The 14,933-nt window shown below is 60.2% G+C and carries 13 protein-coding genes; 7 read left to right on the top strand and 6 right to left on the bottom strand.

Going from position 1 to position 14,933, the window contains the following annotated elements:
- Positions 1-188 precede the first annotated feature (188 nt).
- The 3 genes from FHT29_RS07420 to FHT29_RS07410 all read right to left on the bottom strand — a co-directional run bounded on the left by FHT29_RS07420 (position 189) and on the right by FHT29_RS07410 (position 3,588).
- Positions 189-1,310, bottom strand: a complete 1,122-nt coding sequence (locus FHT29_RS07420; protein WP_168599474.1) for a Gfo/Idh/MocA family oxidoreductase — start codon at positions 1,308-1,310, stop codon at positions 189-191.
- An 11-nt stretch (positions 1,311-1,321) separates the two neighbouring features.
- Positions 1,322-2,251, bottom strand: coding sequence for a sugar phosphate isomerase/epimerase family protein (locus FHT29_RS07415; RefSeq protein ID WP_168599473.1), 930 nt, complete (start codon positions 2,249-2,251; stop codon positions 1,322-1,324).
- A 248-nt stretch (positions 2,252-2,499) separates the two neighbouring features.
- Positions 2,500-3,588 (bottom strand): LacI family transcriptional regulator, encoded by a 1,089-nt coding sequence (locus FHT29_RS07410; RefSeq protein WP_047554659.1) that lies wholly within the window; start codon positions 3,586-3,588, stop codon positions 2,500-2,502.
- Between the two features lie 193 nt (positions 3,589-3,781).
- Between FHT29_RS07410 and FHT29_RS07405 the strand changes: the two genes are divergently transcribed.
- Positions 3,782-3,931, top strand: coding sequence for a hypothetical protein (locus FHT29_RS07405; protein ID WP_037192449.1), 150 nt, complete (start codon positions 3,782-3,784; stop codon positions 3,929-3,931).
- 158 nt (positions 3,932-4,089) lie between these two features.
- Here the strand turns inward: FHT29_RS07405 and FHT29_RS07400 are convergent, their stop codons facing one another.
- Entirely contained in the window at positions 4,090-4,881 is a 792-nt protein-coding gene (locus FHT29_RS07400) for an aldolase/citrate lyase family protein (protein ID WP_047638444.1), read from the bottom strand.
- A 397-nt stretch (positions 4,882-5,278) separates the two neighbouring features.
- On the opposite strand from FHT29_RS07400, the gene ggt reads away from it, so the two are divergent.
- From ggt to FHT29_RS07385, 3 genes are all read left to right on the top strand, one after another.
- The gene (gene ggt / locus FHT29_RS07395; RefSeq protein ID WP_047638569.1) at positions 5,279-6,868 is read left to right on the top strand and encodes a gamma-glutamyltransferase; all 1,590 of its coding nucleotides are present in this window, start codon (positions 5,279-5,281) and stop codon (positions 6,866-6,868) included.
- 66 nt (positions 6,869-6,934) lie between these two features.
- Positions 6,935-7,180 (top strand): type II toxin-antitoxin system Phd/YefM family antitoxin, encoded by a 246-nt coding sequence (locus FHT29_RS07390; protein WP_037192453.1) that lies wholly within the window; start codon positions 6,935-6,937, stop codon positions 7,178-7,180.
- On the top strand, positions 7,180-7,626 hold the full coding sequence (locus FHT29_RS07385) for a type II toxin-antitoxin system VapC family toxin (RefSeq protein WP_047638443.1): 447 nt from the start codon (positions 7,180-7,182) through the stop codon (positions 7,624-7,626). The genes FHT29_RS07390 and FHT29_RS07385 overlap by 1 nt, the downstream gene beginning before the upstream one ends.
- 5 nt (positions 7,627-7,631) lie before the next feature.
- Here the strand turns inward: FHT29_RS07385 and rhaI are convergent, their stop codons facing one another.
- Together rhaI and FHT29_RS07375 are read right to left on the bottom strand one after the other, a co-directional pair.
- The gene (gene rhaI / locus FHT29_RS07380; RefSeq protein ID WP_168599472.1) at positions 7,632-8,924 is read right to left on the bottom strand and encodes an L-rhamnose catabolism isomerase; all 1,293 of its coding nucleotides are present in this window, start codon (positions 8,922-8,924) and stop codon (positions 7,632-7,634) included.
- A 226-nt stretch (positions 8,925-9,150) separates the two neighbouring features.
- On the bottom strand, positions 9,151-11,247 hold the full coding sequence (locus FHT29_RS07375) for a bifunctional rhamnulose-1-phosphate aldolase/short-chain dehydrogenase (RefSeq protein WP_047554651.1): 2,097 nt from the start codon (positions 11,245-11,247) through the stop codon (positions 9,151-9,153).
- Positions 11,248-11,455: 208 nt separating this feature from the next.
- On the opposite strand from FHT29_RS07375, the gene FHT29_RS07370 reads away from it, so the two are divergent.
- From FHT29_RS07370 to FHT29_RS07360, 3 genes are all read left to right on the top strand, one after another.
- Positions 11,456-12,268: a DeoR/GlpR family DNA-binding transcription regulator gene (locus tag FHT29_RS07370; protein ID WP_037192461.1), complete on the top strand. Its 813-nt coding sequence runs from the start codon at positions 11,456-11,458 to the stop codon at positions 12,266-12,268.
- Positions 12,269-12,321: 53 nt separating this feature from the next.
- On the top strand, positions 12,322-13,317 hold the full coding sequence (rhaS, locus tag FHT29_RS07365) for a rhamnose ABC transporter substrate-binding protein (RefSeq protein ID WP_047554649.1): 996 nt from the start codon (positions 12,322-12,324) through the stop codon (positions 13,315-13,317).
- 73 nt (positions 13,318-13,390) lie between these two features.
- Entirely contained in the window at positions 13,391-14,926 is a 1,536-nt protein-coding gene (locus FHT29_RS07360; protein ID WP_047554647.1) for a sugar ABC transporter ATP-binding protein, read from the top strand.
- Positions 14,927-14,933 lie beyond the last annotated feature (7 nt).

Raw genomic sequence — 14,933 nt, 5'->3', positions numbered from 1 at the left:
ACGTTCTCCAAACGCCCGTGCTCAGCCGCCGCCATCTTCAGACATCGGATGCCGAATTTCACGGTCCCCCAAAACCGTACCGCCGGGCCTCCATTCCCTGCGGCGAGTGGCCAATGCTTCCTTACGCATCGTCCCTTCGTCAAGCCCACAGTCCGAAAGGACTGCATTTTCCCAACCTATAGCGCAGCCTATGCGAAACGTCCCTCATTAATTGTGCGATCTATCGGATCCGGACGACCACAGCTGCTGTGGATTGCAACCACGCCGCGTGACTGGGCCGACCGCTCGAATGCCGTCATGACTTCCAGGGCGTGGAAGGCAAGTTCCGACGATACCCGATGCTGGCGTCCCGAGCGAAGGGAATCAACCATTTCAGCCGCGCCCAAACCGCGCAGCCCGAGATGGCCGGGCTCACCCTCGGTATAGGGATGGTCGACCGGAACCTCCTCCCAGGCATCAGTGCCTTCGCGGAATATCTCGACCCTGCCGGTAAAGTTGTTCGGATCCGGCGTCACCATGGTTCCTTCCGAGCCATAAAGCTCGATCTGGTTGTGCTTGTGCTTGATGACATCGAAGCTGGTCGCGATGGTCACCGTCGCGCCGCTATGGAACTCCATGACGCCAGTCAGATGCGTCGGCACCAGTACCTTGATCGTCTCGCCGCGATGCGGATCGGTCTTCACCGTGCGCTCGATGCGAGTGATCTTGGCGGTGCCGAAAACCTCGCGCACGGGGCCGAGCAAGGCAATGAGGTTGGTCACGTAATAGGGACCGACATCCAGCATCGGCCCACCGCCACGGCCGTAGAAGAAGGCCGGATTGGGATGCCAATGCTCATGGCCGGGCAAGAGCAGCATGGCGGTGGCCGAGATCGTCTTGCCGATGCGGCCTTCATCCAGCAGCCGCCGTGTCAATTGATGACCGCCGCCGAGGAAGGTGTCGGGCGCGCAACCGAGCCGCAGGTCACCGGCACGGGCGATCGACATGAGTTCCTCTGCCTCCGCCATGGAAACGCCGAGCGGCTTTTCGGAATAGACATGCTTGCCGGCAAGAAGCGCCTTCTTGCTGATGGCATAATGCGAGACTGGCGTCGTCAAATTGATGATCAGACCGATTTCCGGATCGGCCAACATCGTATCCAGCGCCACGGCCTCAATACCGAACTGCGCAGCCAGCTTCTGCGCCGACGAATCATAGAGATCGTAGATCGATTTCACACGGATAAAATCGAACATATGCAGGGTTGCGACATAGGTGGCGCTGATATTGCCGGCGCCGACGATGCCGACTTTCATGGGCTCATTGCTCATTGGGATTGCCTCTAGGAAATGATGATGTCGAGTTCGGCGGCAGCGGCGCGCAGATAGCTCATGCCGCGTCGCATCTCCTCGTCGAATTCCGGTGTCGCTTCACGGAAATGCGTCCAGTGAGACGCTCCCGGCGCATCCTCCAGCTCCAGCGTGATCGGACCTGAATAGCCGATCGCCTGCAGTGCCGCGAAAATCGCCTTCCAGTCGATCTTGCCGCGCCCCGGCCGCCAGTGGGCATTAGTATGGCCCTCATTGTCGGAGAAATGGGTGTTGAAGATGCGGTCGCCGAGTGCCAGCACGACGTAGTGCGGCATGTCGCCGGCCGGAAAGAGGTGGCTCGGATCGAAATTCAGGCCGAGGTTGGGAGCGCCTGTGCGCTCGATCAGACGCTGCATGCCTTGGCCAGAGCTGACCCAGCGATAGGGATGCGGCTCGATCGCCACGCGCAGGCCTGCCGAAGCAGCGATTTCGCAAGCCTTGGCAAAACCATCGACGACCACATCATATTCGCCCGTCCAGTCCCATTGCGGCTCGACCGCCGCCGTCCACTCCTGCGAAATCGGCCGTTGCAAGATCGGCTTGACGTCGGACTGAAAGGGATAGGGCGTCATGCTGGTGACGATGGGCGTGCCGATCTCCGCCGCCACATCCATTCCGCGCTTATAGCCATCGAGATCGACGCTTGAAGTCGCCGCTTCCGCCACGCGGCTGAAGGGCAGATTGAAGAAGAAGTTGGTGAGCACCAGCCCCTCGCTATCGGCGATCTGCTTCAGCTCGCGAATGGTCTCCTGCGTGTAATAGGCCAGCATGTCGACCGACCATGCGGTGAGCTCGAAGCCCTTGCAGCCGGTGCGGGCAAGTCGCCGCAGCGGTGCCGCGTAAGGCGGGTTCCAGTTGAACGCCCATATTGGCGATCCGAAAAAAAGCGCGCCTTGGCTCACGTCATCCTCCCTTTGAATGTGGCTGCCCGCCTGCGGCAGGGCCTCCGTGCCCTCGTCGATATTTTTGCCAATCGGAGCCTCAAACCCCTCCGAATGACAATTCGTAACGTTACGATTGTTGGATAATCGCGATGCTGTCAAGCGATCATTTTCTCGGCAACGGGCGCGGCATTTCCTATAAATGCGCAAAATCGTAACGTTACGAATATCTTCCAGGGCTCGGCTGATGTTACCAACTGCTGCGCATATCAGGCAGAGAGTAGCTGACTATTGTGATCGACGAATTCAGCCTGAACGATTTCGCGTAGCTCAGCGGGATCGTCACCGGCGATCGCCCGGGTTAGAAAGGCGGCCAACCGCTCGCCGATCGCATGATTGGAGTAATAGAAAGTACTGAGCGGTGGATTGAAGAAATCGGGCAATGCCGTGCCGCCATAGGTGATCAGCGCGAAATCCTGCCCACCCTGTCGGCCTGCGTCCCGCAAGCCGGCCAGGAAGCCCAGAGCCGCCTCCTCGCTCGCGACGAAGGCGGCGGTCGCTTCCGGATTTTGCGTGACGACGCGCTTTGCCAATTCGCGACCATTATCCGGCGTTCCCGCCGTGAAGTGGATCTGTTCGCCCGTAACATCGAGATGCCGCTCGGCAAAGGCCTTGCGCCATCCCCGGACGAACTGAAGACTATAGGTGAATTGACTGCTGGGCGCGATCAGCAACGGCTTGCGATGACCGGCATCCAGAAGCAGGCGCGCGGCCTGCGCGCCGATCACCTCATGATCGAGGTCTATGCTCGGATGGACGCTCAACAATTCGGTGCGGCCGAAGGTGACAAAAGGCATGCCGACCTCAAGCAGATATTTGACGCGGTCGTCCTGCGGCGTCGTATGCGTGATGATGATGCCGTCGACGGACCCTTCCTCGACGATATCGCGCACCGTCGCGAAGGGATCATCCGCCTGCAGTTGCGGCACGATGGTGGTCCGGTATCCCCGCGCCTTCATGTAGCGCGACGCACCCTCGATCAGCGAGGCGACGACGATATTCACCTCGCCCTCGCGCCCGAATGGCAGCACGATGCCGATGGCGTGGGTCTTGCCGGTGCGCAGATTGATACCGCCGAGATTGGGGCGATAACCAAGCTCGCTCGCCGCTCGCTTGACCAGCTCGATCGTCTCGCGATTGACCTCGGGTCCCTCTTTCAAAGCCCGGCTGACGGTTGTGACCGAAAGGCCGAGAGCAGTCGCGACCGTTCGCAAGGTCACGCGCTGGCCAGCTTCGCGCCGCAGGCCGCGCCCTAGTCCCCATCCATGCACTTTCGACAAATCTTTCTGCTCCGTCATATCAGCCTGACAATGCCCGCCGGCGAATGGCGACGCAAGCGCGGAGCCGCGCTCATTGCAACGGAAAGACCAGCAGGCCCCACCGGCGCATATGCTCGACAGCAAATTGCTTAATGCAACTTTTTGTAATTGACATTTATAAAAGCAATTTTAAAGTGCAAATCATTACTCGCTACTTTTGAAAGAATAGCTCATGGACAAATATACCAAAACTGTTTTGACAATCATTGCCGTCGCACTTGCAGCGATCGCCATCCAAAACACGATCACGCCGGCACAAGCCGTCGGTGGCGGCTGTGGTTTAGAGACTTATAGGCCCTGCTACGTAAAGCTCGTAAACTAGCAAAACCCATCGCTAGCAGCCCGACCTCGCTGACCGGAAACTCCGGATCTGCGGTTTGGGCCGCTATCGGCGGATCCGAAACTGCGGATCGACATCGCAGATAGTGGCAATGGCATGCCCGGAAGTGCCCCCGGGCAGCCTCTTTGCTACCCAATCGTTTATGAAGCAGCGATTTTTCGTGCAGTCTGAATGGCCGTGCGGGCACCGGCCCGCAACTGCGCCGTTTCCGCGCCGGCGATGACCAGATCGAGGCCAAGTTTCAGATATTGCCCGGCGCGATCGCCATCGCCGCCGAAGGCGCAGATCACCTTGCCATGGGCGCGGCAACGTGCAAGCACCGTCGACAGCGCCTGATCGATCGCCGCACTTTCCGGCGCCAATCGCGCACCGTTCGAAAGCGCGATGGAAAGATCGGATGGGCCGACAAAAATGCCATCGATACCATCGACAGCAAGTATCTCGTCGATGGCGTCGAGCGCCATGCGGGTTTCCACCATAGCGATGGTGACGGTCAGACTATTGGCGCTCTGCAGATAGTCTTCCGCTGAAATGCCGAAATGATTGAGCGCAAGCGAAGGCCCCCAGCTACGCTCGCCGAGCGGCGGATATTTCGTCGCCTTCACCAGAGCGCGAGCGTCATCGGCGGAATTGATCATCGGCGCGATGATGGCGGAGGCACCCGCATCCAGAAGCCGCGAGGCGGAGGCGAAATCGCCGACCGGGATGCGGGCGATCGCCGGCTTGCCGGCGAGCCTTACATGCGCAATACCGTTGGCGGCCGACGCCATGTCCCACATGCCATGCTGCATATCCAGCACAACGGTATCGAAGTCTTCCTGCGCCAGGTGATTGACGAACAGCGGGTCGGGTGTGCCGATCCAGGCAGAGATCATACCGCCATTCTCGCGACGCTTCAGGCGCCCGGCAAAGCCGTTAATGTCAGTCGTCATATTGATTTTCCTCACCTAATCGAGCGCAAGCCCTATCTTTCGAGATGGCCTTCGACAATCAAATCAAGGCCGCCACTACCGCCGACAATACTCAATTCCGACGCCCGGGCCACTCGAAAGTGACCATCCGACGCAAGCGCGTCAAAAAAGCCGACCCTAGCGTGATTGCCACCGCACGGCGGGCCGCTTCATCCCGAACCTGACAGATGAACATGACAAATATCCGGATATTTTCGCTGCTTGGCTGGCCGATAGCACGATCGGTTGATGACAAGATGTTTGAAAATCACAACGCGGCAAGGCCATGGCTTCCATGACGGAAAAAACACCGTAAAACACTATCGACGCCGCGCCATGCGCGCGGATGCACACAAGGCAGACAGAGGACGTCGACGACATGCAGCAGCGAGACTTTTTCAAGCCCGGCCGTTCGGTCACCGTTTCGGACAAGGGCATGGCCGCCACCTCCCATCCGCTGGCAACACTCGCCGCCGTCGACATCCTGCGTGCCGGCGGCAATGCCGTCGACGCCGCGGTCGCTGCGGTCGCGCTGCAGTCGGTCATCGATCCCCACATGACCGGCATTGGCGGCGACTGCTTCGCCCTCTATAGTGCCGCCGGCGGCATGCCGGTCGCGCTCAACGGCTCCGGCCGCGCGCCACAAAAGGCAAAACTCGACTATTTCCTCGAAAAGGGCTTCACCGCCATTCCCGACGACAGCCCGCATGCTGTCACCATTCCCGGCGCGATCGATGCATGGTGCCGGCTGATCGGCACCTACGGCAGGCTGGATATGGGCCGCGTACTGGCTCCGGCCATCGCCGCCGCGGAAGACGGCTATTGCATCACGCCGCGTGTCGAACTCGACTGGCATCGTTACAGCGACCGCGTCGCCAAATATCAGGATTCGGCCGCCTACTTCCTGCCGAACGGCCGGGCGCCGAGAACGGGTGAACGCGTCACCAATCCCGCCCTCGCCGCGACGCTGAAGGCCATCGCCAGGGATGGCCGCAACGCCTTCTATCGCGGCCCGGTGGCCGAGGAGATCACCGCGCTTCTGAAATCGTTGGGCGGCCTGCACGAGGAAAGCGATTTCGCCGACTACAAGGCGTTCGAGACCAAGCCGATCTCCGGCAAGTTCCGCGGCCGCGATCTTCTGGAATGCCCTCCGAACGGTCAGGGCCTTGCGGCGTTGCTGATCACTCGCATCCTCGACGGTTTCGATCTTCGCGACCCGAAGCTTTCCGAAGCCGATCGCATCCACCTGCATGCCGAAGCGACCAAGGCGGGCTATGCCATGCGCGATCAACTGATCTGCGATCCCGATTATCTGACCTTCGACATAGACGAACTGCTGTCGGAGCACTCGGTCGCGGCCATGCGGGCAAAGATCAGCCTTGAGCGCGCCGCCGATGCCAAAATCTGGGATGGGCCGACGCATCGCGACACCGTCTACGTCTCCGTCGTCGATCGCGATGGCAACACCATTTCACTGATCAATTCGGTCTTCATGGCCTTCGGCAGCGGCATCTATGCCCCGCGCTCGGGTGTCTTGCTGCAAAACCGCGGCGCCGGCTTCGTCGTCAAGCAGGGCCATCCAAACGCCATCGGCCCCGGCAAACTGCCCTTCCACACGATCATCCCGGCGATGCTGATGGAAAACGGCAAGGTGCGCATGAGCTTCGGCGTCATGGGCGGGCAATATCAGGCGGCCGGCCATGCCCATATGCTGACCCAGATCCTCGACCGCGATCTCGATCCGCAGCAGGCAAGCGACCAGCCACGCAGCTTCTGCTTCGGCGGCAAGCTGTCGCTGGAGCCGACGATATCGGAAGAAACCAAGCGAAATCTCGAACGCCGCGGCCATGTCGTCGAATGGGCGGACGAGCCGATCGGCGGTGCGCAAGCGATCATGATCGATCACGAGCGCGGCATCCTGCTCGGCGGATCCGACCACCGCAAGGATGGCATCGCGCTTGGCTATTGAGTTCGAATATTGACGGAGCAAGAGGTGGGGCCCATATTATGACTACACTAGTCATATAGGTGACCTATGAGAGAAATTCAGTTGAAGGACGCGAAGGCAACACTTTCCGCCGTTGTCGATGACGCTCTCAGCGGCAATGCGGCCGTCATCACACGCCATGGCGAACGCACCGCCGTCATCATTTCCTATGACGAATATCAAAAGCTGAAGCAGGTTCCGTCCTTTGGTTGGTTGCTAACCAATGCACCGCTGGAAGATGACGACCTGCCCGTGCGCAAGCCGGGCCGACTGCTGCGCGATAACGATATCTGATGTATCTTCTGGATACGAACATCATTTCCGCGACATCGCCGCTGCGTGCGCAAGATTTACTGTCACAAACGGTTCGGGCATGGGTTGCGGCCCATGCCGATCGGCTTTTCCTATCCGCGATAACCGTCGCTGAAATAGGAACTGGGATCGCGAAGGCCCATCGAACAGGTGCCAGCCAGAAAGCCAGTCTGCTTGGCGAATGGCTCGCGCTCGTCCTCCATCTCTATGGCGAACGTATCCTGGCGTTCGACGCGGCAACGGCCCGCATCGCCGGTCGCCTGTTCGACCAGGCGGTCGGGCGTGGCGGAAACCCTGGGTTCGAAGATGCAGCCATCGCCGCAACGGCGCTGCGGCATGATTACACGGTTCTCACCCGGAACCTGAGACACTTCGAGTTAATGGATGTTCGCTCGCTCGATCCGTTCGCCAATCCACCGGAACTATAAGGTCCTCAGATAATCCCGCCGCTGCCGCCAACCGAGGCCGGTCGTTCGCCGGCAACCTTGCGGCGATAGCCGCTTGCCCTATAGGTCGCGACAGGATCGACGGCGCCGCCGGCGCGACGGCGGGCTTCGGCGAGGATCGGCTCGACATCGGCGCGATAGGCGCGCTTCAGCGTTTCCGACGCCATCAGCGCGTCGTTAGCATCCTGATAGTCGGCCAGCGCATTTCGGTCGACGATCAGCGCCTGCGCATAAGCGCGGCGGATCTCGTTGGCGCTGGAAATCAAGCTCTCGATCGGATCGGTGACATTGTGCGATTGGTCGATCATATGCGCCGGATTGAAATCGTTGACGCCGCGCCGCTCGGCGTCGACCAACTCGTTGAAGACGAGGAACAGGCGGTAGGGCTCGATGGCGCCGGCATCGAGATCGTCATCGCCATATTTGGAATCGTTGAAGTGAAAGCCGCCGAGCTTGCCGAACTGGATGAGGCGCGCGACGATCATCTCGATGTTGGTGTTCGGCGCGTGATGGCCGAGGTCGACGAGGCATTGGGCTTTCGGGCCCAGTGTCTGCGCGATCAGGTAGTTGGTGCCCCAATCCTGTACAATTGTGGAATAGAAGGCCGGCTCATACATCTTGTGTTCGGAAAACAGCCGCCAGTCATCTGGCAGCGCCTTGTAGATATCCGCCATGGAGGCGAGATAGCGCTCGAATGCCCTCGTGAAATTGCTCTGTCCGGGAAAGTTCGAACCGTCGCCGATCCAGACGGTCAGCGCCTTCGAGCCGATCGCCTTGCCGATCTCGATACATTCGATGTTGTGCTCGACGGCCTGGGCGCGAGTTGCGGCATCGACATGGCTGAGCGAACCGAACTTATAGGAATGCGCCTGGCCGGGCGTATCGGAGAAAGTGTTGGAATTCATGGCATCGAAGCCGAGGCCGAGCGCATCGCCCTTCGCCTTCAATTCGCGGGGATCCGCCTTGTCCCAAGGGATATGCAGCGAGACCTTGGGCGTTGCGCGCGTCAATTGCTGAATGACGGCGCAATCGTCTAGCTTGTCGAAAATGCCGCGTGGCTCGCCCGTTCCCGGAAAGCGGGCAAAGCGCGTGCCGCCGGTGCCGACACCCCAGGACGGGACGGCGACGAAGAATTCGGAGACCTTCGTCGTCACGGCTTCGATATCGACGCCACGGCGGGCGAGCGCGGCGCCCAGCGCCTCGTAATCGGATTTGAGCGCAGCGGCGCGCTTGTCGTTTTCGGCAGCGACCAGATCCGGCGCAATTCTAAACTCGGCCATTCTTTCCTCCCAGATACGTCATTCGAAATGTTACAGCGTTTCGATCGTGCGGCCTCCTCTTCTCCCCAGCGGCGAGAAGATGCCCAACGGGCAGATGAGGGGGATGAGGAGCGCAGCGACGAGTATCTTGAGCACCAGCGAAAGATAAAACTGCGTTTTGCCGCGCCCCCTCATCCGACCCTTCGGGCCACCTTCTCCCCGTTGGGGAGAAGGGAGAGCGTATCCATTACCGCGTGAAGCTCTGGGCGTTGCCGGCGTCGACGTTTATGATATTGCCTGTCGACTTGGCGGAAAGGTCAGAAGCCAGGAAGTAGATCGCCTCGGCAATGTCCTCCGGAAAGACGTTGAGCTTCAGCATCGAGCGCTTGCGGTAATGTTCCTCGAGTTCGTCCACCTCGATCTTCGAAGAGGCCGCCCGCTGTTCGCGCCATTCGCCGTTCCAGATCTTCGAACCGCGCAGGACGGCATCCGGGTTGACCGTGTTGACGCGAATGCCGGCTTCGGCACCTTCCAGCGCCAGGCAACGTGCGAGATGGATCTCGGCGGCCTTGGCCGTGCAATAGGCCGCCGCATTCGGCGAGGAAGCGAGGCCATTCTTCGAGGCGACGAACACGACATTGCCGCCGAGGTTCTGGCGGCGGAACAGCCGGAAAGCTTCGCGTGAAACGAGGAAGTAGCCTGTCGCGAGGATGTCGATATTGCGGTTCCACATCGAAAGCTCGGTGGTTTCGATCGGCGCCGAGGAGGCGATGCCGGCGTTGGATACCAGAATGTCGATGCCGCCGAATTCGACGCAGGCCTCGGCAAAGGAGGAAATGACAGCGTCTTCCTTGGTGACATCGAGCTTGACGCTGCGCACCGTATCGGCACCGAATTTCTTGGCGAAATCCTCGTGCGTCCCCTCAAGTGCCGACTGATCGATATCCGCCAGCACCACGCAGGCGCCCTCGCCGGCCAGACGCGCCGCCGTGGCGCGACCGATACCGCCGGCACCGCCGGTGACGAAGGCAACCTTGCCGGCAAGGCTCTTCGGCTTCGGCATGCGCTGCAGCTTTGCCTCTTCCAGCAGCCAGTATTCGATATCGAAAGCTTCCTGCTCCGGCAGGCCCTGATATTCGGACACGGTGGAGGCGCCGCGCATGACGTTGATGGCGTTGACATAGAATTCGCCGGCGATACGGGCGGTCGCCTTGTCACGGGCAAAGGACAGCAGGCCGACGCCCGGCACCAGGAAGATCACCGGATTGGGATCACGCATGGCGGGCGAGTTGTCGTGCTTGCAGTCGTTGTAATAGCGAGCGTAATCGGCGCGGTAGTCTTCCAGCGCCTTGTCGAGGCCGGCGATGACGGCATCGACATCGGGCTTGGCCGGATCGAAATCGACGATCAGCGGGCGGATCTTCGTGCGCAGGAAATGGTCCGGGCAGCTCGTGCCGAGCGCACCGAGCGGCCGCAAATTCCTGGAGTTGACGAATTCGAGCACGGCAGCCTGATCGTCGAAGTCGCCGAGCTTACGCTCCGCCTTGCCGATCCGGCCGCGAATTTCCGGCATCAGCCGCGCAGCGATCGCACGCCGTTCGGCCTGTGGCAGGCTCTGGACGGCCGCACCACCGAAGATCGTCTTCCCTTCGGTCTTGGCGGCAAACCATTCGATGGCCTTGTTGATGATCTGAAGCGTCAGCTCGTAGCAGGCTTTAGCGTCATTGTCCCAGGTGAACAGCCCGTGGCTTTCGAGCACGACGCCCTTGGCATTCGGATGCGCCTTGACGAAGGCTTCGAGATCGAGGCCGAGCTGGAAGCCGGGACGGCGCCATGGCAGCCAGCCGATCTCCTCGCCGAAGATCTCCCGTGTCAATTCACGCGAATTCTTCGAGGCGGCGATGGCGATGATGGCATCGGGGTGCATATGGTCGACATGGGTGAACGGCACGAAGCCATGCAGCGGCGTATCGATGGAGGCAGCGCGCGCATTGAGATTGAAGGTGCAATGCGGCAGGAAGCCGACCATGCGATCCTCATCGGCAACGCCTTGATAGATGGCCTTCAGACTATCGAGCTTTTGCTGGTAGAGCGTGGCAAACCCATCGAGCTTGATGGTGCCGACATCACCGCCGGAGCCCTTGACCCAGAGAACCCTCACCTTCTCGCCGGTCAGCGGATCGGTTTCCATGACCTTGGCCGACGTGTTGCCGCCGCCGTAGTTGGTGATACGCTTGTCGGCGCCAAGCAAGTTGGACCGGTAAAGCAGTTTGCCCGGCTCATCGAGGCCGGCCGCATATGCATCATCCCAACGGTTCTTCAGAAGCTGAACGTCAGCCGCCATGTCATCCTCCCTTGAAATCAAGTCTTGCAAGCGGAACCGGAACATGCAGGTACCACTCTTTGTGAGCAGGGTATCGCTCACACACAGTCACCTTGTCAATCGAAAACGATCATATTCGATAATGCTGCGATGCAATATGAAAGTTTGTGATCGTTTATGATTGACACTTTGTCATATTTGCGAAATAACCGCCAACAAGGAGGAGCCGATGCACGAACGTGAACGCCATCGCATTATTCTGAGCGCCGTACAGGAAAAGCCTGTGGTGACCATTCAGGATATTTCCGAGCTGACAGAAGCTTCGGAAGCGACGATACGCCGTGATATCGCAGCCCTGCATGTGCAAGGGAAGATTCGCCGCGTCCGTGGTGGCGCAGAATCGATCCACCCTCCGCAGCTCGGCAATCTGGCCGGCCGCCCCTTCCGTGTCTCAGAAGCGGTCAATATCGATAAGAAACGCGCAATTGCGCGCAAGGCCGCTGAATTGTGCAATCCGGGCGACGCCATCATCATCAATGGCGGCACGACCACCTTTCAGCTGGTGCATTACATTTCGGGTTTCCGGCTGCAGGTGATGACCAATTCCTTCGCCATCGCCGAACATCTGGTCAAGCATTCGAAAAATACGGTGACGGTTCCGGGCGGCGCGATCTATCGCGAGCAGAGCCTGATTCTCTCGCCCTTCGACAACGACACGACCCGCAATTTCTACGCACGACGCATGTTCATCGGCGCGCAGGGCGTCGGCCCGCTCGGCATCATGGAGGCCGACGGGCTGCTGATCCAGAGCGAGCAGAAGCTGATGCGCCAGGCCGACGAACTCATCCTCATGGTCGATTCGAGCAAATTCCGTCAGCGCTCCAGCCTGATCCTTTGCCCGCTCGAGCAAGTAACGACGATCATCACCGATGACGGCATTTCGGCAGACACCGTGCGGATGATCGAGGATGCAGGCGTATCGCTGATTATTACAAGCGTTTCGGCTGAGGCCGAGGAGGAAGATTCCCCGTCGGTCGCATAAGGGACGCGGCTGTGGCGGGGTGAGCATAGCCTATCAACTTGGGAGGAAGAAACATGAACATAGCAAAGAAACTGGCGATCGGCGTCGCACTCGCTGCGGCATTGATGGCCGGCACGGCAAGCGCGAAAGACATCAAGATCGGTCTTGTGGTGAAGTCGCTGGGCAACGGCTTCTTCGAGGCCGCCAATAAGGGCGCCCAGGAAGCAGCCAAGGACCTCGGCGGCGTGCAGGTGATCTACACCGGCCCGACCTCGACCACGGCCGAAGGCCAGATCGAAGTGATCAACTCGCTGATCGCGCAGGGTGTCGATGCGATCGCCATTTCCGCCAACGATCCGGACGCTGTCGTCCCTGCCCTGAAGAAGGCAACACAGCGCGGCATCAAGGTCATCTCCTGGGATTCCGGCGTCGCGAAGGCCGGCCGCATCCTGCAGCTGAACCCCTCTTCGAACGCGCTGATCGGCAAGATGTGCCTGACGCTCGCCAAGGATCATCTTGACGGCGGCAAGGGCGACTTCGCCATTCTGTCGGCCACGACGACCTCGACCAACCAGAACATCTGGATCGGCGAGATGAAGAAGCAGCTCAAGGACTTCCCGGGTCTTAACCTGGTAACCACTGTTTACGGCGACGACCTTTCGGACAAGAGCTATCGCGAAGCCCAGGGCCTCCTGACCTCGCATCCGGAAGTCAAGGTCATCGTCGCTCCGACCACCGTCGGCGTGCTGGCCGCGTCACAGGCCGTCAAGGATGCCGGCAAGATCGGCAAGGTCTACGTGACCGGTCTCGGCCTGCCGTCGGAAATGGCCGGCGCCATCAAGTCGGGCGCGACGAAGGAATTCGCGATCTGGAACCCGATCGACCTTGGTTATTCGGCAACGCAGATCGCTTACCGCCTCGTCAAGGGTGAGACCGATGGCAAGCCGGGCAGCGAGATCAATGCCGGTCGCATGGGCAAGATCAAGGTTGGCGAAAACGGCGAAGCCGCCATGGCCGATCCGTTCGTCTACAACGCCACGAATATCGATCAGTTCTCCAAGGTTTTCTGATCGAAGATCTTATCCGCAGCTCTCCGGCGGCGTCAGCCGCCGGACCTGGTTTCATTGATCCGGTGCATTGCTGATGACCACAGTCCTTCAACGATCCCTAGCGGACACACCAGCCGCGAACAGTCAGGCCATCCTGGAAATGCGCGGCATTTCTCAGATCTTCCCGGGCGTCAAAGCGCTGGATGGCGTCAGCATTTCTCTCTACCCCGGCAAGGTCACCGCCCTGATCGGCGAAAACGGCGCCGGCAAATCGACCCTCGTCAAGATCCTGACGGGGATCTACCGCCCGAACGAAGGCGAGATCCTCATCGACGGCGAGCCGACGACCTTTACCAATGCCCAGGCCGCCATCGATGCCGGCGTTACCGCCATTCATCAGGAAACCGTGCTCTTCGACGAACTGACGGTTGCCGAGAACATCTTTCTCGGACATGCGCCGCGCACGTCCTGGCGCACCATCGACTGGAAGACGATGAACAGCCGCTCCAGGCAACTGCTGGAATCGCTGGAAAGCGCCATCGATCCCTCCACCCGTCTGAAAGATCTTTCCATCGCGCAGCGCCACCTCGTCGCGATCGCGCGCGCACTCTCGATCGATGCCCGTATCGTCATCATGGATGAGCCCACCGCCGCCCTTTCCCGCAAGGAGATCGACGATCTCTTCCGCATCGTCGAGGGGTTGAAGGCCAAGGGTAAGGCCATATTGTTCATCAGCCACAAGTTCGACGAACTCTATGAGATCGCCGACAATTTCGCAGTCTTCCGTGACGGCCGCGCCGTCGGGCACGGCACGCTCAAGGAAACGCCGCAGGACGAGATCGTCCGCATGATGGTCGGCCGAGACGTCAAGGACGCTTTCCCGAAAGTCTCGGTGACGATTGGCGATACGGTGCTGGACGTCGCAAATTATTGCCACCGCACCGAATTTCGCGACATCTCCTTCAAGCTCCGCCGCGGCGAGATCCTTGGCGTCTATGGCCTGATCGGCGCCGGACGCTCCGAACTCTGTCAGTCCCTTTTCGGCATTACCAAACCGCTTTCCGGACGATTGACGCTCAATGGGCAGGAAATCCACGTCCGTTCGCCGCAGGACGCCATTCGCGCCGGTATCGTCTATGTGCCGGAAGAACGCGGACGCCACGGTCTGGCACTGCCGATGCCGATCTATCAGAACATGTCGCTACCCTCACTCGGACGCACCTCGCGCAAGGGCTTCCTGAAGGCCGCCAACGAATTCGCGCTGGCGCGCAAATATGCCGAGCGCCTCGATCTTCGCGCCGCAGCCCTTTCCGTTCCGGTCGGCACGCTCTCCGGCGGCAACCAGCAGAAGGTGGTCATCGGCAAGTGGCTGGCGACGCAGCCGAAGATCATCATTCTCGACGAACCGACAAAAGGCATCGACATCGGCTCGAAAGCGGCCGTGCACGGCTTCATCAGCGAACTGGCGGCAGAAGGCCTCAGCATCATCATGATTTCCTCCGAGCTGCCAGAGATCATCGGCATGGCGGATCGCGTGCTGGTCATGAAAGAGGGCTTGTCGGCCGGCCTGTTCGAGCGCGAGGGGCTGACACCGGAAGCACTGGTGCGCGCCGCCACGGGCAACGCATAGGGAGGAC

Origin of the sequence: Rhizobium sp. SG741, from assembly GCF_012275435.1 — a bacterium.
GTDB classification, from domain to species: Bacteria; Pseudomonadota; Alphaproteobacteria; order Rhizobiales; family Rhizobiaceae; genus Rhizobium; species Rhizobium lusitanum.
Note: the sequence above shows the minus strand (reverse complement) of the source record. Positions and strands in the feature narration are given on the sequence as shown.

What these genes read in the sequence shown, in the direction of transcription:
- FHT29_RS07420 (WP_168599474.1), bottom strand. Translation starts at nt 1,310, where the DNA reads ATGAGCAATGAGCCCATGAAAGTCGGCATCGTCGGCGCCGGCAATATC.
- FHT29_RS07410 (WP_047554659.1), bottom strand. Translation starts at nt 3,588, where the DNA reads ATGACGGAGCAGAAAGATTTGTCGAAAGTGCATGGATGGGGACTAGGG.
- FHT29_RS07405 (WP_037192449.1), top strand. Translation starts at nt 3,782, where the DNA reads ATGGACAAATATACCAAAACTGTTTTGACAATCATTGCCGTCGCACTT.
- FHT29_RS07400 (WP_047638444.1), bottom strand. Translation starts at nt 4,881, where the DNA reads ATGACGACTGACATTAACGGCTTTGCCGGGCGCCTGAAGCGTCGCGAG.
- ggt (WP_047638569.1), top strand. Translation starts at nt 5,279, where the DNA reads ATGCAGCAGCGAGACTTTTTCAAGCCCGGCCGTTCGGTCACCGTTTCG.
- FHT29_RS07390 (WP_037192453.1), top strand. Translation starts at nt 6,935, where the DNA reads ATGAGAGAAATTCAGTTGAAGGACGCGAAGGCAACACTTTCCGCCGTT.
- FHT29_RS07385 (WP_047638443.1), top strand. Translation starts at nt 7,180, where the DNA reads ATGTATCTTCTGGATACGAACATCATTTCCGCGACATCGCCGCTGCGT.
- rhaI (WP_168599472.1), bottom strand. Translation starts at nt 8,924, where the DNA reads ATGGCCGAGTTTAGAATTGCGCCGGATCTGGTCGCTGCCGAAAACGAC.
- FHT29_RS07375 (WP_047554651.1), bottom strand. Translation starts at nt 11,247, where the DNA reads ATGGCGGCTGACGTTCAGCTTCTGAAGAACCGTTGGGATGATGCATAT.
- FHT29_RS07370 (WP_037192461.1), top strand. Translation starts at nt 11,456, where the DNA reads ATGCACGAACGTGAACGCCATCGCATTATTCTGAGCGCCGTACAGGAA.
- rhaS (WP_047554649.1), top strand. Translation starts at nt 12,322, where the DNA reads ATGAACATAGCAAAGAAACTGGCGATCGGCGTCGCACTCGCTGCGGCA.
- FHT29_RS07360 (WP_047554647.1), top strand. Translation starts at nt 13,391, where the DNA reads ATGACCACAGTCCTTCAACGATCCCTAGCGGACACACCAGCCGCGAAC.